The 17,786-nt window shown below is 59.8% G+C and carries 26 protein-coding genes; 1 reads left to right on the top strand and 25 read right to left on the bottom strand.

The window, feature by feature from the left end:
- Nucleotides 1-37: 37 nt before the first annotated feature.
- The 23 genes from AAAX35_RS05140 to yqeB all read right to left on the bottom strand — a co-directional run bounded on the left by AAAX35_RS05140 (nt 38) and on the right by yqeB (nt 14,738).
- A complete protein-coding gene (locus AAAX35_RS05140; protein ID WP_006235280.1) occupies nt 38-475 on the bottom strand; it encodes an ArgR family transcriptional regulator in 438 nt (145 codons plus the stop codon).
- 132 nt (nt 476-607) lie between these two features.
- On the bottom strand, nt 608-1,648 hold the full coding sequence (locus AAAX35_RS05135) for a glycosyltransferase (RefSeq protein ID WP_161156846.1): 1,041 nt from the start codon (nt 1,646-1,648) through the stop codon (nt 608-610).
- 161 nt (nt 1,649-1,809) lie between these two features.
- Entirely contained in the window at nt 1,810-2,634 is an 825-nt protein-coding gene (gene truA, locus AAAX35_RS05130) for a tRNA pseudouridine(38-40) synthase TruA (protein WP_349116949.1), read from the bottom strand.
- Between the two features lie 92 nt (nt 2,635-2,726).
- Nucleotides 2,727-3,194: a 50S ribosomal protein L17 gene (gene rplQ / locus AAAX35_RS05125; RefSeq protein WP_055287451.1), complete on the bottom strand. Its 468-nt coding sequence runs from the start codon at nt 3,192-3,194 to the stop codon at nt 2,727-2,729.
- A 30-nt stretch (nt 3,195-3,224) separates the two neighbouring features.
- Nucleotides 3,225-4,166 (bottom strand): DNA-directed RNA polymerase subunit alpha, encoded by a 942-nt coding sequence (locus AAAX35_RS05120; protein ID WP_006235276.1) that lies wholly within the window; start codon nt 4,164-4,166, stop codon nt 3,225-3,227.
- A gap of 32 nt (nt 4,167-4,198) precedes the next feature.
- Nucleotides 4,199-4,795 carry a 30S ribosomal protein S4 gene (gene rpsD / locus AAAX35_RS05115; protein ID WP_006235275.1) on the bottom strand — a complete coding sequence of 199 codons (597 nt, stop codon included), beginning with the start codon at nt 4,793-4,795 and terminating at the stop codon, nt 4,199-4,201.
- 19 nt (nt 4,796-4,814) lie between these two features.
- On the bottom strand, nt 4,815-5,219 hold the full coding sequence (gene rpsK / locus AAAX35_RS05110; protein WP_006235274.1) for a 30S ribosomal protein S11: 405 nt from the start codon (nt 5,217-5,219) through the stop codon (nt 4,815-4,817).
- Between the two features lie 14 nt (nt 5,220-5,233).
- Nucleotides 5,234-5,608: a 30S ribosomal protein S13 gene (gene rpsM, locus AAAX35_RS05105; protein ID WP_022094275.1), complete on the bottom strand. Its 375-nt coding sequence runs from the start codon at nt 5,606-5,608 to the stop codon at nt 5,234-5,236.
- A 14-nt stretch (nt 5,609-5,622) separates the two neighbouring features.
- Entirely contained in the window at nt 5,623-5,736 is a 114-nt protein-coding gene (rpmJ, locus tag AAAX35_RS05100) for a 50S ribosomal protein L36 (protein WP_006363204.1), read from the bottom strand.
- 150 nt (nt 5,737-5,886) lie between these two features.
- Entirely contained in the window at nt 5,887-6,105 is a 219-nt protein-coding gene (gene infA, locus AAAX35_RS05095) for a translation initiation factor IF-1 (protein WP_035137443.1), read from the bottom strand.
- A 232-nt stretch (nt 6,106-6,337) separates the two neighbouring features.
- Entirely contained in the window at nt 6,338-7,126 is a 789-nt protein-coding gene (map, locus tag AAAX35_RS05090; RefSeq protein ID WP_349116948.1) for a type I methionyl aminopeptidase, read from the bottom strand.
- Entirely contained in the window at nt 7,123-7,749 is a 627-nt protein-coding gene (locus tag AAAX35_RS05085; RefSeq protein ID WP_006235269.1) for an adenylate kinase, read from the bottom strand. Before AAAX35_RS05085 ends, map begins: the two co-directional genes overlap by 4 nt.
- 18 nt (nt 7,750-7,767) lie before the next feature.
- Complete coding sequence (gene secY / locus AAAX35_RS05080) at nt 7,768-9,054, bottom strand: preprotein translocase subunit SecY (RefSeq protein ID WP_349116947.1); 1,287 nt, start codon at nt 9,052-9,054, stop codon at nt 7,768-7,770.
- Nucleotides 9,048-9,497 (bottom strand): 50S ribosomal protein L15, encoded by a 450-nt coding sequence (gene rplO / locus AAAX35_RS05075; protein WP_006235267.1) that lies wholly within the window; start codon nt 9,495-9,497, stop codon nt 9,048-9,050. The genes secY and rplO overlap by 7 nt, the downstream gene beginning before the upstream one ends.
- A 3-nt stretch (nt 9,498-9,500) precedes the next feature.
- Nucleotides 9,501-9,683 (bottom strand): 50S ribosomal protein L30, encoded by a 183-nt coding sequence (rpmD, locus tag AAAX35_RS05070; RefSeq protein ID WP_006235266.1) that lies wholly within the window; start codon nt 9,681-9,683, stop codon nt 9,501-9,503.
- Nucleotides 9,684-9,685: 2 nt separating this feature from the next.
- Nucleotides 9,686-10,210, bottom strand: a complete 525-nt coding sequence (rpsE, locus tag AAAX35_RS05065) for a 30S ribosomal protein S5 (protein WP_006235265.1) — start codon at nt 10,208-10,210, stop codon at nt 9,686-9,688.
- Nucleotides 10,211-10,224: 14 nt separating this feature from the next.
- Nucleotides 10,225-10,593: a 50S ribosomal protein L18 gene (gene rplR / locus AAAX35_RS05060; RefSeq protein ID WP_006235264.1), complete on the bottom strand. Its 369-nt coding sequence runs from the start codon at nt 10,591-10,593 to the stop codon at nt 10,225-10,227.
- 75 nt (nt 10,594-10,668) lie between these two features.
- Nucleotides 10,669-11,205: a 50S ribosomal protein L6 gene (rplF, locus tag AAAX35_RS05055; protein ID WP_006235263.1), complete on the bottom strand. Its 537-nt coding sequence runs from the start codon at nt 11,203-11,205 to the stop codon at nt 10,669-10,671.
- A 33-nt stretch (nt 11,206-11,238) separates the two neighbouring features.
- Nucleotides 11,239-11,637, bottom strand: a complete 399-nt coding sequence (rpsH, locus tag AAAX35_RS05050) for a 30S ribosomal protein S8 (protein WP_006235262.1) — start codon at nt 11,635-11,637, stop codon at nt 11,239-11,241.
- A gap of 119 nt (nt 11,638-11,756) precedes the next feature.
- Nucleotides 11,757-11,942: a type Z 30S ribosomal protein S14 gene (locus AAAX35_RS05045; RefSeq protein WP_022094280.1), complete on the bottom strand. Its 186-nt coding sequence runs from the start codon at nt 11,940-11,942 to the stop codon at nt 11,757-11,759.
- A 79-nt stretch (nt 11,943-12,021) separates the two neighbouring features.
- On the bottom strand, nt 12,022-12,579 hold the full coding sequence (gene rplE / locus AAAX35_RS05040; RefSeq protein ID WP_006235260.1) for a 50S ribosomal protein L5: 558 nt from the start codon (nt 12,577-12,579) through the stop codon (nt 12,022-12,024).
- A 311-nt stretch (nt 12,580-12,890) separates the two neighbouring features.
- Nucleotides 12,891-13,934: an XdhC family protein gene (locus tag AAAX35_RS05035; protein WP_349116946.1), complete on the bottom strand. Its 1,044-nt coding sequence runs from the start codon at nt 13,932-13,934 to the stop codon at nt 12,891-12,893.
- Between the two features lie 9 nt (nt 13,935-13,943).
- The gene (yqeB, locus tag AAAX35_RS05030; protein ID WP_347479573.1) at nt 13,944-14,738 is read right to left on the bottom strand and encodes a selenium-dependent molybdenum cofactor biosynthesis protein YqeB; all 795 of its coding nucleotides are present in this window, start codon (nt 14,736-14,738) and stop codon (nt 13,944-13,946) included.
- 102 nt (nt 14,739-14,840) lie between these two features.
- Between yqeB and yqeC the strand changes: the two genes are divergently transcribed.
- Entirely contained in the window at nt 14,841-15,575 is a 735-nt protein-coding gene (yqeC, locus tag AAAX35_RS05025; protein WP_347479574.1) for a selenium cofactor biosynthesis protein YqeC, read from the top strand.
- 109 nt (nt 15,576-15,684) lie between these two features.
- Here yqeC and hydA read toward each other — a convergent pair whose 3' ends face one another.
- The gene (gene hydA, locus AAAX35_RS05020) at nt 15,685-17,052 is read right to left on the bottom strand and encodes a dihydropyrimidinase (RefSeq protein WP_349116945.1); all 1,368 of its coding nucleotides are present in this window, start codon (nt 17,050-17,052) and stop codon (nt 15,685-15,687) included.
- An 8-nt stretch (nt 17,053-17,060) separates the two neighbouring features.
- On the bottom strand, nt 17,061-17,675 hold the full coding sequence (locus AAAX35_RS05015) for a nucleotidyltransferase family protein (RefSeq protein ID WP_349116944.1): 615 nt from the start codon (nt 17,673-17,675) through the stop codon (nt 17,061-17,063).
- Nucleotides 17,676-17,786: the final 111 nt, after the last annotated feature.

Genomic DNA, 17,786 nt, shown 5'->3' with positions numbered 1-17,786 from the left:
GTCAGCGCGCACGGTGCCGAGCGCACGACCCGCACGCCTACTTGCGAGAATTGCTCAGCTTATTGATCAGTGCCTCAAGACGCTCGCCGTCCTCGGCCGTCTGGGCAATAACCAAAATCGTATCGTTGCCGGCAAGCGAGCCAAGCACATCGGGCAGCTCTGCCGCATCAACGGCGGCGGCGATACCGGAAGCCGTGCCAGGCTGAGCCTTGATCATAACCAGATTATCGGTGCGCAGAACGCCCGTTACGAGCTCGGAAACCATACGCTGCAGGTGCAGGTCCTCTGCCAGAACATAGATGCCCTCAGGGAGCTTGCGCAGCCCCATATCGGCAATATCGCGAGAGACAGTCGCCTGCGTGCAATCAAAGCCCATAGCGCGGAGCTCATCGACCAGCACGCGCTGCGTACGGACGTCCTTATTGCGCACAATATCTCTAATGGCATCCTGGCGCCCATTGCGTTTTTTAGCCATACAAACCCTCTCTCCAAAAGATGGCGGAGACAATCAATCAGTGATTGAATAGTTTAACGCTATTTGAAGGCTTTTGTGTATAAGAACGCATTTCGAAACAATTCTATGCAAGTTTGTTTCGAAATGAGCCGTTTAGGCGGTTTTTGCGCCCGTCCGGTTAAGAAAAGCTGCCAGATGCGTACACATCACGCAGCGCGCGGGCTTGGCGCTGGCGATCGGCCCAAACAACAGACCGAGCCCCCGATGGTTATCCTTGAGCGCGGCGACCATCTGACGGGTTCGAGGCGCATCGAGCATATCACGCATGCGGGCGGAACGCTCGATTGACGACACCCCATGCGGGCTCAGACACAAATTCTCGATGCAGGCGACCAGTCCGGCAAAGTAGAACTTTTGGCTTGCCAGCTTGAGCCGACCACCGCTGTCTGCTTCCGAGAGTGAGTCCGCAAGCTCGTCGAGCGCTCGAGTGTCATCGGATACCTTGGCATACATGGTGGGATCAAAGGCATCTGTAAGTTTAGGTGCCGCCGTGTGGAAACAAGCATCGCCGCAGCCGGACACGCATCGTGTCTGCGAAAGCGCGTATGCCATAAACCCAACTGTGCGAAACACCTTGTCGCACAAAAAGCATGCCTCAAACAGCGAGCGGCTGTACATCACGCCAGAGGTCTGAACGACTAGGCCGCCTAAAATCAACTGAGGCAGCCCGGCCACCATCGAAGATTTGCTATCAATGGAAATATGAGCAGCATCCAAGACGCGCGAATGGCGCTCTCGATGTGCATCATAGCGGTCGAGCGACACCGTGGGGAGCACTATGTCTGCCGTAGTATCGCACGCGATATCGACCATCTTGGAAAGGGACTGCGGAGCAAACCACTCATCGGCGTTCATAGCGATGATTTGAGAGCCGCGCGAGGCAGCAAAACCGGCACGAAGACAAGCGCCGCGCTTCGCGTCCTCGACGTCAATCAAATCAATATGGATGTCCCTGTCGGCAGCAACTTGAAGCGAATGTCGCACACCGGGCGCAGCATCGCGGCAGACAACGACAATCTGCAAATCGTAGAGGTCTTGGTTCTGGATACTCTCGAGCGCACGCATCGCATAGCTGGGCGAACCTTCTACCACAAGGATCACCGAAAGTCGCGGATGCGAGCCACGTCGAACCAAGTTATCCGTCCTCTCGACAGCAATGAATCAAACCGTGGTTCATGGTACACCCCGGCAATAAAAGCAATGAGACACCGGTTGTATTGCACGCCAAGAACAGATGTTGCACACGCGCAGCCCACAGATGACGGGTGTCGACGCACGACGCGTCGAGCCCTCCCCTAGTCGAGCACGACAAGCTCGGCGGGATCGTAATCCACGCCCATAAACGTAAGGCCGCAGGCAGGAGCCGTGGGGCCCGCAGCGGTACGGTCGCAAGCATCGATGACCTCGCGCATCCACTCGGGTTCACGGCGATGCATGCCAATCTCGACAAGCGTGCCCACGATCGTGCGGACCATCGAATGCAGAAACGCATTGCCCTCGATGGTAAACGTCAGGATGTCCTCGCCAAACGCAACCTCATGGCCAAACTCGGCACGCATCACGCAGCGGTGCGTGGGCTTGCCCACAGCAGACGCCACCTTGCAAAAGCTCTTGAAGTCCTGCTCGCCCAGCAGCGCGGGACAGGCCGCAGACATCGCCTCAACATCCAATGGGTAGCGATGCCACCACACCGCACCGCGCGAAAGCACAGGGCGCGCGTCGCGATCGGCAATACGGTACGTATACGTACGGGAACGCGCATCAAAGCGTGCAGAAAAGCCTTTACGGGCCTTGTAGACCTCGTTTATGGCGATATCTTTGGACAGGAGGGCATCCATAGCCCTCAGCCACCTACGGCGCGTCAAAGCCAACTCAGCGTCCGTTACGGGCACGCTGATGAACTGTGCCACCGCATGCACGCCGGCATCGGTACGCCCCGCACACGTCAGGTCGATCGGGCGGCGCAGGAGCGTCTCGATAGCGCGGCGCAACTCGCCCGCAACCGTCGTCTGACCGGGCTGCTCGGCAAAGCCGCTGTAGGACGAGCCATCGTAGGCCACGCGGAAAACGAGCGTGGCATCGAGCTCAGGAATCGAATTGAAATCAGACGGCGCGGTCATGGACGCTCCCAACAAACAGGCAATGGCATTTCGACAAAAAAAGAGGGGTACGCGAACGTACCCCTCGAATATAGCCTATGCAGACGGATTGTCTACTCAGCGGTCTCCTCAGCAGGAGCCTCCTCGGCAGCCTCGACCTTCTTGGGAGCAGCGGCCTTCTTGGGGGCCGGAGCAGCCTTCTTAGCCTTAGGCGTGCAAGGCTCGGTGACGAGCTCCATGATAACAATGGGAGCGTTGTCGCCCTTGCGGTTACCGAGCTTCATGATGCGGGTGTAACCGCCGTTGCGGTCCTGCCACATGCCCTGAGCAGCCTTGTCGAAGATCTCGGCAACGAGCTGCTTATCGCCGAGCTTGGCGATAGCCAGACGACGAGAGTGCAGGTCGCCCTTCTTGGCCCAGGTGATGATCGGATCGACGACCGAACGCAGCGCCTTAGCGCGGGTCTCGGTGGTCTTGATGCGGTCGTTCTCGAAGAGGGCCTTAGCAAGGCTCTTCTTCATGGCCTTGGTGTGGCTCGCATCGGTGCCGAGCTTCAGGCCCTTCTTAACGTTATGACGCATGGTCTAGTTTCTCCTCAAATATGCGAAGCATTAAGCCTTCAGGCTCAGGCCCATGGACTCAAGCTTGTCCTTCACTTCCTCGATCGACTTAACACCGAAGTTACGGATGTTGAGCAGATCGTTCTCCGAGAACTCAACGAGCTGACGGACCGAGTGAATGCTGGCGCGCTTAAGGCAGTTGTAAGAACGGACGGAAAGGTCCAGATCCTCGATCTGCTTGTCCAGCTCAGCGTTGTCGTTGGTGACCTCGGGAGCGAAGATCGAAGCCTCCTCCTCGACCTCGGGGGTCTCGGCAAGGTTCATAAAGGCAGCCATATGCTGGTTAATGATATTGGCAGCCTGGACCACGGCGTCGCGCGGGGCGATGGAGCCGTTGGTCTCGATCTCGAGGACAAGGCGGTCGTAGTCGGTGTGCTGACCGACACGGCAAGCCTCAACGAGCTTGGCGCAACGGGAAACCGGCGAGTACAGCGAGTCGACGTGGATCACACCGATGGGATCGTTGTCGCGCTTGTTGGCCTCGCCAGAAACATAGCCGCGGCCATAGCCGATGCGCATGCTCATGGTGAGATGGCCACCCTCGGTGAGCGTAGCGATGTGCTGCTCGGGGTTGACCAGCTCAAACTCGGACGGAATAAAGAAGTCCGCACCGGTGACCTCGCAGGGGCCGTCAACCGAGATGGTGGCGGTCGCCTCGTCGGTCGTGCCGAGAGCCCTGAAGACAAGACCCTTGACATTCAGGACGATGTCGGTGACATCCTCGACCATGTTAGGGATGGTCATGAACTCGTGCTGCGCACCATCGATCTGAATAGCCTCGACGGCGGCACCCTCGAGCGAGGACAGAAGAACGCGACGAAGGGAGTTACCCAGCGTATCGCCGTAGCCACGCTCGAGCGGCTCGACGGAGACACGAGCAGACGTCTCGTTAATCTCTTCGACCTGAACCTGAGGCCTAATGAATTCTGACATGTATTACCTCCAGCCTCAGCAGCCCGGATGGACTACTTAGAGTAGAGCTCGACGATGAGCTGCTCGTTGATATCACCGCTGATCTGCTCACGCGTCGGCAGAGCGAGCACGTTACCAGACAGCTTCTCGATATCGACCTCGAGCCAGCCAGGGACCTCAAAGCGCTCGGAGGAAATCAGGGCCTCCTTGATGGGGAGGAGGTCACGGAACTTCTCGCCGACAGCGACGACGTCGCCGGCCTTGACGCGGTAGGACGGGATGTCCACGCGCTTGCCGTTCACGGTGAAGTGACCGTGACGGACGGACTGACGAGCCTCTTTGCGGGTGCGGGCGAAACCAAGACGGAAGACGACGTTGTCGAGGCGAGACTCAAGAATGATCATGAGGTTCTCACCGGTGACGCCGTTCATCTTACGGGCCTTGTTGAAGTAGCCGTGGAACTGCTTCTCCAGAACGCCATAGATGAACTTGACCTTCTGCTTCTCGCGCAGCTGCATGCCGTACTCAGATTCCTTGCGACGGCGCTTGGGCTGACGGATAGATTCCTTCTTGCTGCTGTAACCGAGCTCAGCGGGATCGATCCCGAGCTGACGGCAGCGCTTAAGAACAGGAGTCCTGTCGATTGCCATATTGATACGATCCTTTCAGTTACACGCGGCGACGCTTCTTGGGGCGGCAGCCGTTGTGCGGAATGGGGGTCTTGTCCTGGATGCTCGAGACCTCGAGGCCAGCAGCCTGGAGGGAGCGGATGGCGGTCTCACGACCGGAGCCGGGGCCCTTGACGAAGACGGAAACCTTCTTCATACCGTGCTCCATGGCCTGCTTGGCAGCAGCCTCGGCAGCCATCTGGGCAGCGAACGGCGTGGACTTACGGGAGCCCTTGAAGCCCACCTGGCCAGCCGACTTCCAGGAAATGACGTTGCCCTGGGGATCGGTGATCGAAACGATCGTGTTGTTGAACGTAGAACGAATGTGAGCCTGGCCCACGGAAATGTTCTTACGGTCCGCGCGCTTCAGACGGGCAGCGCGAACGTTCTTCTTAGCAGTAGCCATCTATCTAGCGCTCCTTATTTCTTCTTCTTAGCACCGATCTGACGCTTCGGGCCCTTGCGGGTACGAGCGTTAGTGTGGGTGCGCTGGCCGCGGACCGGGAGGCCCTTGCGGTGACGAAGGCCGCGGTTGCAGCCGATGTCCATAAGGCGCTTGACGTTCTGGTTGCGCTCACGGCGGAGGTCGCCCTCAACCATGATCTGGTTCTTATCGATATAATCGCGGATGGCGTTAACCTCATCCTCGGTGAGGTCCTTAACGCGCGTATCCACGTTAACGTTGCACTCGACGCAAATCTTCGTCGCAGTGGTGCGGCCGATGCCGTAAATGTAGGTCAGACCGATCTCAACGCGCTTCTCACGCGGGAGGTCGACACCATTAATACGGGCCAACGTAGTCTCCTCTCTTAACCCTGACGCTGCTTATGACGGGGGTTCTCGCAAATGACGAGGACCTTGCCATGGCGCCTAATGATTTTGCACTTATCGCACATCTTCTTGACCGAAGGACGTACCTTCATCGTTCTTCCTTTCGGTAGCGCTCAAACTACTTCCCTACTATCTACTCGCCCAGCCGCAGGCGTTTAAAACTATGGCTGGTCTTCACACACAATCCGACCGTAGGTTGAGCTAAGCCTGCAGTCGGAAATGGAGTGCGTGTATGCGTGCCGCTATTTGTAGCGATAGGTGATGCGGCCGCGGGTCAGGTCGTACGGGGAAAGCTCCACGACAACCCTGTCACCGGGGAGAATACGGATGTAATTCATTCGGATCTTGCCAGAAATGTTGCACAGAACCGAATGACCGTTCTCGAGCTCGACCTTAAACATGGCGTTGGGCAACGGTTCCTTTACCGTACCCTCGAGCTCAATTGCGTCTTCCTTCTTCACAAGCAATCATCTTTCTCTAGAAAACGACAGCGATTGAGTATTCTACAACACGTATGCACGCATCGTAATAACTTCGTAATGGCTCCACAACTAAGTGGAACTTGTTACATTTGAAATGTAAAACAAAGCCGTTCCCTGATGCCCAAGATCGCCTTGAAATGAGAAGGCATAGACCTTGGGGTCATGCCTTCGAAATTGAAAGGCGAGGTTGGGCATCAGGGGGCGGCGACTTTTACATTTCACCGCCTTGCAAGGAACACCAAGCACCTTGGGCATCCGTGGTCAAAATCACCGGACCGTCATTGGTAATGGCGACGGTGTTCTCGTAGTGCGCGGCGGGCAGGTGGTCGTTGGTCGTAACAATCCAACCGTCGGAGCCCGTGCTCACATGGTTGGAACCCATCGTAACCATCGGCTCGATGGCAATGACCATGCCGGCCTGGAGGCGAACGCCCCTCCCCTTCTTTCCATAGTTAGGAACGTTGGGGTCCTCGTGCATCACGCGGCCAATGCCATGGCCCACATAATCACGAAGCACGCCGTAACCGTGAGACTCGGCGAGGGACTGAACGGCATAACCGACGTCCCCGATATGGTTACCGGGAACAGCCTGCTCGATGGCAGCCTTAAGGCAATCACGCGTGACCTCGCACAAAGCCTTGGCTTCGGGCGTGGGGGTGCCGACGAAAAACGTCCAAGCGTTATCGCCGACCCAACCGTCGACAACGGCTCCCGTATCGATGGAGATGATATCGCCATCGCGCAGGATCATGTCGGGGTTGGGAATACCGTGGACCACGGCATCGTTAATCGATGCGCAAATGGACCCCGGGAACCCGCCGTAACCCTTAAAGGCCGGGGTGCCGCCATGCATGCGGATAATCTGCTCCGCGAGCTGATCGAGCTCAAAAGTCGAAACGCCGGGGCGCACCATGGCTCCAACGTGGCGGAGCGCCATCTTAGATAGCGCTCCTGCCTTCTTCATCTGCTCGATTTGCGTTGCAGACTTAATCTTGATCATAGACCGAGAGCCTCTTTGACATCCCCGTACACGGTCTCGCGAGCCTGGTCACCGTTGACCGACTTGAGCAAACCCTGGCCACGATAGTAGTCGACGAGCGGGCTCGTGGACTTCTCGTAGACGTCGAGACGGTTCTTGATGGTCTCGGGCTTGTCGTCGTCGCGCTGATACATCTCGCCACCGCACTTGGGGCAGGTGGCATCGGCAGCGGTGCCGGTGTAACCGCAGGCGCGGCAGGTGCGACGCGAAGACAGGCGATCGATAATGACCTCGGGGGCCACATCGACCAGAAGGGCACAGTCGATCTCGCGACCCATGGCGGAGAGCTCGGAATCGAGCGTCACAGCCTGGGCGGTGTTGCGCGGGAAGCCGTCGAGGATGAAGCCCTGCTGGGCGTCATCGGCGGCAAGGCGCTCCTTGACAAGGTCGATCACGAGCTGGTCGGGAACGAGCTCGCCAGCGTCCATGTACTTCTTAGCCTGAATACCAAGCTCGGTGCCACCCTTGACGGCAGCACGCAGCAGGTCGCCCGTGGAAATGTGGGCGACGCCAAACTCGGCGACGAGCTCCTGTGCGACGGTGCCCTTACCGGCACCCGGAGCTCCGAGCAATACGAGGTTCATGAGCAATCCTCCTCTAGCCTATTTAAAGAATCCATCGTAATCATACATCTTGATCTGACCTTCGAGCTTATCGACCGTGTCGAGCACGACGCCGACCATGATGAGGATGGACGTGCCGCCAAATGCCTGGATCAGATGGTTACCCGTGAAGGAGAAGATGATCGAAGGCACGATGGCGATGAGCGCCAAAAAGACAGCGCTGGGAAGCGTGATCTTGTTGAGCGCGTTCTTGATGTAGGCCGCGGTAGCCCTACCCGGACGCACGCCCGGAATAAAGCCGCCCTGCTTCTTAAGGTTATCGGCCGTGTCATCGGGGTTGAACACCATGGAGGTGTAGAAGTACGCGAAGAACACAATGAGGACAACGTTAAGCACCCAGTTGAGCCAACCGGTCGAAAGCGCGGAGGCAACTGCCTGAATCCAGCCGATGCCGGGGAAGAACACGGCAATCTGAGCCGGGAAGTACAGCAGCGCCGAAGCGAAGATGATCGGCACGACACCCGCGGTGTTGACCTTGATGGGCAGGTAGGTGGTCTGGCCACCCATCATGCGACGGCCCACGACGCGTTTGGCGTAGGAGACCGGGATGCGGCGCTGGCCGCGCTCAAGGAAAACAATCAGCGGGATAACCAGCAAAATGATGGCGCAGATAATCACCATGGTGATGATGCCACCGGCATTGCCCTCGGTGCTGGAGAAGATAGCCTGCGGCAGACCGGCCATGATGTTCGCAAAGATAATCAGCGACATGCCATTGCCGATACCGCGCTGGGTGATGAGCTCACCGATCCACATGATCAGCATGGCGCCCGCGGTGAGCGTGCCGATGATCATGAGGTCGAAGATGATCTCGGGAGCGCCGGCGCCATTAAAGCTGATGCCGAAGCTCTTAAAGAGGAAGAGGTAACCCACGGAGTTGAGGATTGCCAGAGCCAGGGTGAGGTAACGCGAATACTGCGTAATCTTTGTCTGACCGACCTCGCCCTCGCGGGCAAGCTCATGCAGGGAAGGCACGACGGCCTGGAGCATCTGGAGGATGATCGAGCTAGTGATGTAAGGCATGATGCCCAGCGAAAACACCGACACATAGCTCAACGCGCCGCCAGAGAAAAGATTCAGGAGGGCCATAGCACCTGCGGCGACCGAATTGTTATCGGTCGAGAAAAGGCCCAGCATCCCCTGGAAGGGAATGCCGGGCACAGGAACGTGCGCACCAATGCGGTACACGACGAGCATAGCTATGGTAAAAAGAATCTTTTCGCGCAATTCTTTGATGCGGAAAGCATTCTTAAGACCATTTAGCACGGCAGCTCGACCTTTCCGCCGGCGGCCTCGATCTTGGCCTGCGCAGAAGCGCTGACCTTGTCGACCTTGACCGTGAACTTCTTGGTGAGCTCACCATTGCCGAGCACCTTGACGGGCTCGAACTCGCTCTTGGTGATGCGAGCGGCCTTAAGAGCGGCACCGTCGATCACAGCGCCATCCTCGAACTTACGCTCGAGACGCTCAACGTTAACAGCGGTGTACTCGATACGACGGGGGTTGCGGAAGCCCGGAAGCTTGGGCAGGCGCATAGCCAGCGGAGTCTGGCCACCCTCGAAGCCGGCACCCTTGGTGCCGCCAGAGCGGGAACCCTGGCCCTTCTGGCCGCGGCCAGAAGTGGTGCCGTGACCCGAAGAATTGCCACGGCCGACGCGCTTACGGTTCTTGGTGGAACCGGGCGCGGGAGTAAGATCGTGAAGCTGCATTTGCTACTCCTCTACAATCTCGACAAGGTGCTTGACCTTGAAGATCATGCCGCGGACGGACTCGTTGTCAGCAATCTCGCGAACCTCGCGGATCCTGTGGAGACCGAGGGCACGGACAGTACGGACCTGGTCCTGCTTGCAACCATTGGTGCTGCGGACCTGCTTGATCTTGATGGTGTCAGCCATGCTTAGTTCTCCTTACCGACGAACATCTCGGAGACCGTCAGGCCACGGCGAGCCGCGACGTCCTCAGGGCTGGAGAGCTCCTTGAGGCCCTCGACGGCAGCCTTGATGATGTTGAGGCCGTTGTCGGTACCGAGGGACTTGGACAGGACGTTCTTGATGCCAGCAAGCTCGAAGAGGGGACGCACAGCGCCGCCGGCGATAACGCCGGTACCCTCGACAGCGGGCTTGATGATGATGCGGCCGGCACCAAAGTGGCCGAGAACCTCGTGCGGGATGGTGCCCTGCTCGGTCACCGGCACGTGGAACATGTTCTTCTTGGCATCGAGAGATGCCTTGGAGATGGCCATGGGCACCTCAGCGGACTTGCCCATGCCAACGCCGACGTTGCCCTTGCCGTCGCCAACGACGACGAGAGCGACGAGGCTCATGCGACGACCACCCTTGACGGTCTTCGACACGCGGTTGATGTAAACGACGCGCTCCTCGAACTCGGAGGCCTCGCGCTGCTGCTTCTGATTACGAGCCATGTGCTACATACCTCCTAGAACTCGAGACCGGCGGCACGAGCACCGTCGGCGAGGGCCTTGACGCGGCCATGGTAGATACGGCCACCGCGATCGAAGGCGACCTTGGTGATGCCGGCCTCGATGGCACGCTTGCCAACGAGCTGACCGACCTTCTCCGCAGCCTCCTTGTTCGAGGTGTGGGTGCCCTTGAACTCGGCCTCGAGGGTCGAGGCAGAGACGAGCGTCAGGCTGGAGCCCTTGCTGTCGTCGATGATCTGGGCATAGATGTTGGCGTTAGTACGGGTCACGCGAAGACGCGGACGCTCGGAGGTACCCGAGACCTTGCCGCGAACACGACGCTGACGACGCTTGAGGCCTTCCAGCTTCGCCTTATGCTTGTTCATACGTAAACTCCTAAAAAGGTTGATCTTGCCAGCACCTGACGGGGTGCTGGTCTTATGCGAGTGAGTCGGTTACGACTACTTGGCGGCCTTACCCAGCTTGCGGCGGATGTGCTCGCCAACGTAGTGGATACCCTTGCCCTTGTAAGGCTCGGGAGGACGATGGCCGCGGATCTCAGCGGCGATCTGACCGACCTGCTGCTTGTTGATACCCTTGACGTTCACGTGGGTGTTGTCGGGAACCTCGAAGGTGATGCCCTCGGGAGCCTCGACGATCACGGGGTGCGAGAAGCCCAGGGAGAACTCGAGGTTCTTGCCCTTCTGCTGCACGCGGTAACCGACGCCGGCGAGCTCGAGCTTCTTCTCGAAGCCCTCGGAAACGCCAACAACCATGTTGTGGATGAGGGCGCGGGTGAGGCCGTGGCGGGCACGGGTCTCACGCTCGTCGTCGGGACGGGAAACGGTGAGGACATTATCCTCGACGTTGATAGCGAGCTTCTCAAAGACATCGAGCTCGAGCTGGCCCTTGGGGCCCTTGACGACAACGTTGTTGCCGTTGACTGCCACTTCGACTCCGGCGGGAATCTGGACAGGCTTATTACCGATACGAGACACGGTGATCTCCTTTCCTTCTACCTACCGAGCGAATTACCAGACGTAAGCGATGATCTCGCCGCCGACGTTGTGCTTGCGAGCATCGCGGTCGGTCATGACGCCATGGCTGGTGGAAATAATGGCGGTACCAAGGCCACCGCGGACGCGGGGCATGTCGGCAACGCCGGTGTACTTACGCAGGCCCGGCTTGGAAATGCGGCGGATGCCGTTGATGACCTTAGCCTTCTTGGGACCATACTTAAGCGTGATGTGCAGAGTCTTCTGGGGAACGGTGTCCTCGACATCGTAGCCCTCGATGTAGCCCTCCTCGTGCAGAACACGAGCGATCTCGACGAGCTTCTTGCTGCTCGGCATGGAGACCGTGGCCTTGTTCACAGAGTTAGCGTTACGGATGCGCGTAAGCATATCTGCGATCGGGTCTGTAAGGTTCATACAGATTCTCCTTCGTTCTTGATGAACACGTGCTCTTGGTTCTTCACCGCCCTTAACGGCAAAGCCTTTTTAGCGCGTTTTCCCTGTTCCAAACGGATGCTTGAAACGCTGGTAGTGACTTACCAGCTGGCCTTCTTAACGCCGGGAAGCTCGCCCTTGAGTGCAAGCTCACGGAAGCAGACACGGCACAGGCCGAACTTGCGGTACACAGAGTGCGGACGGCCGCAGCGCTGGCAGCGCGTGTACTCACGAGTAGAGAACTTCTGCTTGCGATTGCACTTGACGATCATCGATGTCTTAGCCACTTATATCCTCCTCACATAGAGTATTGTTCGCCCCAAGCGCCGCCCCCTTGTGGGAACGGCGCTTATAGGGCAGGTGAACCTATTTCTTGAACGGGAAACCGAAGGCGTCCAGAAGGGCCTTGGCCTCCTCATCGGTGTTGGCGGTGGTCACGAAAGTGATGTCCATACCACGCTGGTGATCGACGGAGTCAAAGTCGATCTCGGGGAAGATGAGCTGCTCGGTGACGCCCATGGAGAAGTTACCACGGCCGTCGAAGCTCTTGGCGGAGATACCGCGGAAGTCGCGGATACGAGGAATCGCGACGGAGGTCAGACGATCGAAGAACTCCCACATACGGTCGCCACGCAGGGTAACCTTGCAGCCGATCGGCATACCAGCGCGCAGGCGGAAGGTAGCGATGGACTTACGGGCACGGGTGATCATCGGCTGCTGGCCGGTGATGGCGCGCAGGTCGCGCACGGCACCGTCGATGGCCTTGGAATCGGTAGCGGCCTCGCCGACACCCATGTTCACGACGATCTTCTCAAACTTGGGGATCATCATGACGTTCTCGTACTGGAACTTGTCCTGAAGCTGCTGCTTGACCTCGTTGTTGTACTTGGTCTTCAGACGCGGCACATACTTCTCTTCTGCCATTGTTCACTCCTTCTTGGGGTTTTAAGCACGGGGCGTGGCCACGGTGGGTTGTCCTCGTGCCTCCTGACTGCATCCGCACCGCTCATGGCATTTTGCGGTTTGGACTCGACGCAGCAGGAGCCGACAAAACAATCGGTACTATACGCGTATTGGGTGCGTATTTCCAGAAAAACCTCGTCTGCCTGCACAACTCCACAACTCCCCCGCACAAATGGGTCCCAAATAGCAGTTGCGGTGAAATAGGGACTGTTTGGCGGCCTAACAGGCTTAAACAGTCCGTATTTCACCGCAACTTATTGGTGGGGATGCGATTAGCGCTTGCGGGGGACGAGTTTGGTGCGGCGCAGGTGGATCATCTCGGCGGCGATGGAGATGGCAATCTCCTCGGGGTCCTCGGCCTCGATGGCAACGCCGATCGGCAGGTGCAGCTCGTCGATCTGGTCCTGTGTAAAGCCCTCCTGCTCCAGGCGGGCGCGCACAAAGGCCGTCTTGCGGCGCGAACCCAGGCAGCCCAGGTAGGCGGGCTTGGCGCGCATGGCCTGAATCACCACGTCGATATCGGACTTGTGACCCGCCGTGGCGACGACCACCAAGTCGCGCGGGCCGATGGGACACGGCTCGCTCAGGTTCTTGTAATCGACCAGGCGACGATCGTAGACACCGGGCACCCATTCGGGCGTCAGCGTGCCGGGGCGGTCATCGCAGGCCACGACGGCAAAGCCCGCCGCCGTGAGCACGCGCGCCGTCGCGGCGCCCACGTGTCCGCAGCCAAAGATGTAGGTCAGGCCCTCGGGGCAGAGCGTCTCGATGTGCGCGGGAGGAATCTCGGAGGCGGCATTGGTGTAGGTGACCTTACTCCCCTCCTCCACCAGTGAAAGCCCGGGGCAGCCCGCAATGGTATGGCGCGATGCCTCGCCATGGTACTCGGCCACATCGCCCTCGAGCGTGCTTGCGATAAACGGCTCAAAGTCGATGACGAAGTCGCCGATACGTCGATACGTCAAGACGTCGGCAATTTCCTGGAACAACTGTGCCTGGATCGCATCCAGATGCAGATAGCACAGGCAGATGGCTCCGCCGCAGATCATACCGGTATCGGAGTTCTCGCCGCCCATGGTGTAGCGGACCAGACGCGATTGCCCCGCGGCCAGCAGCTCTCGCGCCTCGTCCAGCGCAAAAAGCTCGATCTTGCCGCCGCCGATGGTGCCCGCCTGGCTACCGTCGGCAAAGACGGCCATCCAGGCGCCCACGCCGCGCGGCGACGACCCCGCCGTGCCGGCCACGACCACGAGCTCGCACGTCTCGCCAGCACGCAGGGCGACAAGCGCCGCATTCACAACATCGAGCTTTTCCATTGCCGCCTTCTATCCTCTAAAGATATCGGTGAGCATAGCGAGTGCCTCGAGCACGCCGCCGCCGACCGACGTCGCCTTGTCCGAAATGTAGTTGATATAGCTGGCATCGCCGCGCGGATCGACATCGGCGCATTTAAAGCCCTCGGTCACCTGCACGCCGTTCGCCAAAAGCCCGCGCAGACAGCCATCGATCTGCGTGCGCATGGGCGTATCGCCCGCGTAGCCAATCACGTCTCCGGCGCGCACGATGTCGCCGATTGCGCGGTCGGACCGAAACACGCCGGCGGCGGGGCTGTGGATAACACGCTCTTTGCCATAGCCAGCGATAATGCCTGGCACGCCCGTGTTGGGCTGGGGTGAACCTTGGGTAATGACACGGCCCAGGAAATGCCCGCGCATGGTCTCGACCACGGCGTCGCAATCGACCGGCGCGGTAAAGCCCGGCCCCACGGCGATGACGGTAGGCGCCATATCGCGCGTGGTGCCCAAGTTGCGCTTAGCCAGAATCGCGTCGACCACGGCAGCGGGTTTCAGTTCGTCGAGCATCTTGGCCTGGGGGTCTACCACGACGGCGACGTCTCCGGCCTCGGTAATTGCAAGCGCCTCTGCCGGCGTCCGCGCCAAGCGAGCGCGAATGCCCTCAACCTCGACCTCGCCCAGGCGAATGGCCTCGCAAAAACTGATTGTGCGACGGATGCACGTGGGAACCGCGATATCGGCCATGACAACCGACACGCCGGCGCGCACCAAGCGAGCGGCGACGCCCGTGGCGATATCGCCGGCGCCGCGAACATATACGAGCATTCCCGGGGCACCTCCCTGTGCTACGGTTTGAGCAGAGCAAAAGCGGTTCGACCGCTACTCTGATGATTATTTATTATCACAGTATTATACGGCGGTGAACAGATGGAAACGACGAGCGGAAACCTTGCCTCCGCGCTCAAGATCGAGCCGGGCATTACCGCAATTATCGGCAGTGGCGGCAAGTCGACCTTGCTAAAGACGCTGGGCCTTGAGCTTATGCGCGCTGGAGGCCGCGTGCTCCTCTGCACCACCACGCATATGTTTCCCGTCGCCGGCGTGCCATGGGACGGGTCGTGCCGTCGCCTGGACGCCGCGCCTTGGAAGCCGGGGGCCCTGCATGTTCCCGGCTGCACCTGCGAGGCATGCGCGGGCATGAACCGCGGAAGTATCTGCCAGGCGGGTGTTTTGGACCCGGAGACAGGCAAGCTCTCCGCCCCCGCTGAGCCGCTCAACGAGCTGGCGCAGCGCTTTGACTATGTGTTGGCCGAGGCAGATGGCAGCAAGCGACTCCCGCTCAAAGCGCATGCCGCCTGGGAGCCGGTAATTCCCGCCGCCACGGCAAACGTTGTCTGGGTCGTCGGCGCCTCGGGACTGGGCAAACCCGTCGCCGAGGTTGTCCACCGCCCCGAGCTCTTTTGCGAGCGTTGCGGCTGCGAGCTCACCGACATCGCCACGCCCGAGCGCGTCGCCCAGGTGCTCAATTCCGAGATGCAGGCGCTGAAACTCAGCACCGCACGCGTCATGCTCAACCAAGTCGACACGCTCAGCGACCCCACGATGGCCGACCGCTTCGAGGCAGCCCTCGGCCGCCCCGTCGTCGCCAGCAGCCTCAAGTAGCCGGCCCCATCTCGTCAGTTGCGGTGAAATACGGACTGTTTGGCCGCCTGACGGCCGCAAACAGTCCGTATTTCACCGCAACTGCGGAGGGGACACGGCATCTTTGCTGCTAGCGGGGCACGTAGCGGCCAGGCTGGGCTCCGGTGGGCTCGCCATCGCGCGCCACCAGCACGCCGTTCACAAACACGGCCTTGGCGCGGCCATGTGCCTCAAAGCCCTCGAGCGGCGTGTAGTCCACGGCCTGATGCTGTGTCGCGGCGCTGATCGTCCAACGCGCGCACGGATCCCACACGCACACGTCGGCGTCGGAGCCCTCGGCAAGACAGCCCTTGCGCGGATACATGCCAAAGACGCGCGCCGGGTTCTCGCTCATCAAGCGGCACAGATCCTCGGGGCCCAGTTGCCCTTCAAAGCTCGTGGCAATCGCGACGGGACGATGCTCCACGCCGGGCCCGCCGTTGGGAATCGCGCGGAAATCGTCGCGCCCGCGGTCCTTTTGCCCGTGCAGGTTAAAGCTGCAATGATCGGTCGCAATCGTATCGATCTCGCCGGCCACAAGCGCCTCGCGCAATGCCGCACGGTCACCGGCATGGCGCAGCGGCGGGCTCATCACGTACTTGGCGCCCGCAAAGCCGTCCTCGCCCTGCTCCAGATAGCAGGTGTCGTCAAGCATCAGATATTGGGGGCAGGTCTCGACATAGATGTTCTTCTGCCCGCGCGCTTTGGCAGCGCGAATGGCCTCGAGCCCCAGCTTGGTCGAAAGGTGCACCACGTTGACCGGAGCGTCCCCGGCCAAGTGCGCCAGATACAGCAGGCGGCTCACGGCCTCGGCCTCACACACGTCCGGGCGGCTGAGCGCATGCCCCTCGGGCCCATGAATCCCCTGCTCGTACACGCGCTTCTGCAGCTCATTCACCAGCGTACCGTTCTCGCAATGCACGCACAGGATACCGCCCACGCGCTTGAGCTCCTCGAGCACCTCGAGCGTCTCGGCATCGTCCAGGCGCAAATGATCGTAGGCAAAGTAGGTCTTAAACGACGATACGCCCGCCTCGCGCATAGCCGAAAGATCGGCGCGGTTGCGTTCATTCCACTCGGCGAGTGCCATATGAAAGGCGTAGTTGGCCGTGCAGGTTCCGTCGGCACGGCGATGCCACTCGGCCAAGGCATCGGGCATGGTCACGCCGCGATCAGCCGTCGCGTAGTCCACGATGGTCGTCGTACCGCCGCAGGCAGCCGCACGCGTGCCGGTTTCAAAGCTATCGGCTGTCCAATCCATGCCAGTCCAGCACTGCATGTGCGTGTGGCCGTCGATAAAGCCGGGGAACACCCAACAGTCCGTGGCGTCCTGGACGGTATCGTCCTCGCCCGGCTCAATCGCCGCGGCAATCCGCACGATCTTGTCGCCCTCCATGGCAAGATCGGCGCGGCGAAGCCCCTGTGGCGTCACGAGCGCGCCGTTTTTGATGATGATCATGTTGCTCCTTATCGATTCATACAGTTGGCCACGCGATCAAAATACGAGCAGGCCGCGATATGCTCCGCTATGCGTCGCTGTCCCTTGGCGGTATCGACATCCCACAGCTCGTAGGCACGCGCTTCGATCAGCGCAACGTCGACGCGACCTTTGAGAATCGAGCCCCCGCCGTCCTTGCCCTCAAGACGCATGAGTGCATCGAATAGTTCCGCCGGAAAGAGCACCGGACTCGAAGGCTCACCGTTGCACGCCAAGCGCACCGGATGTTTGCGGCCACGTTCGTCAAACGCGTGAACCAAAGCCTCAAAAGAATCCGAACTCACGAGCGGCTGGTCGCCCGGCAAAAAGAGGCAGCCTTTCCAGTTGCGTTCGACTCCCCACGAAAGGCCCGCACGGACGCTTTCGCTGCGCAGCTCGCCATCGTGCAGCACGCACGGGCAATGTTTGTCCTCGCAAATCCGGGCGACCTCGGGCCAACGCGTCGAAACCACAACGTCAAAGCCCCGGGGAACCGAATCGATGGTCCGGGCAATCAGCGGCTCGCCATAGATATCGGCAAGCATCTTGTTAGAGCCAAACCGCTTGCCCTCGCCCGAAGCCATAATGACGCATCCAAGTTTCATGGTGATACCTCCCCTGAAACCATCGTACCCATAACTCGCGCCGCGGGCATCCACATCGAAAGCGCTTATCCCGCACGCCCGCGATGCAAAAAAGGGGCACCCCGCCGGTTG

Source organism: Collinsella sp. CLA-ER-H11 (genome assembly GCF_040092445.1).
In the GTDB taxonomy this organism is placed as follows: domain Bacteria; phylum Actinomycetota; class Coriobacteriia; order Coriobacteriales; family Coriobacteriaceae; genus Collinsella.
Note: the sequence above shows the minus strand (reverse complement) of the source record. Positions and strands in the feature narration are given on the sequence as shown.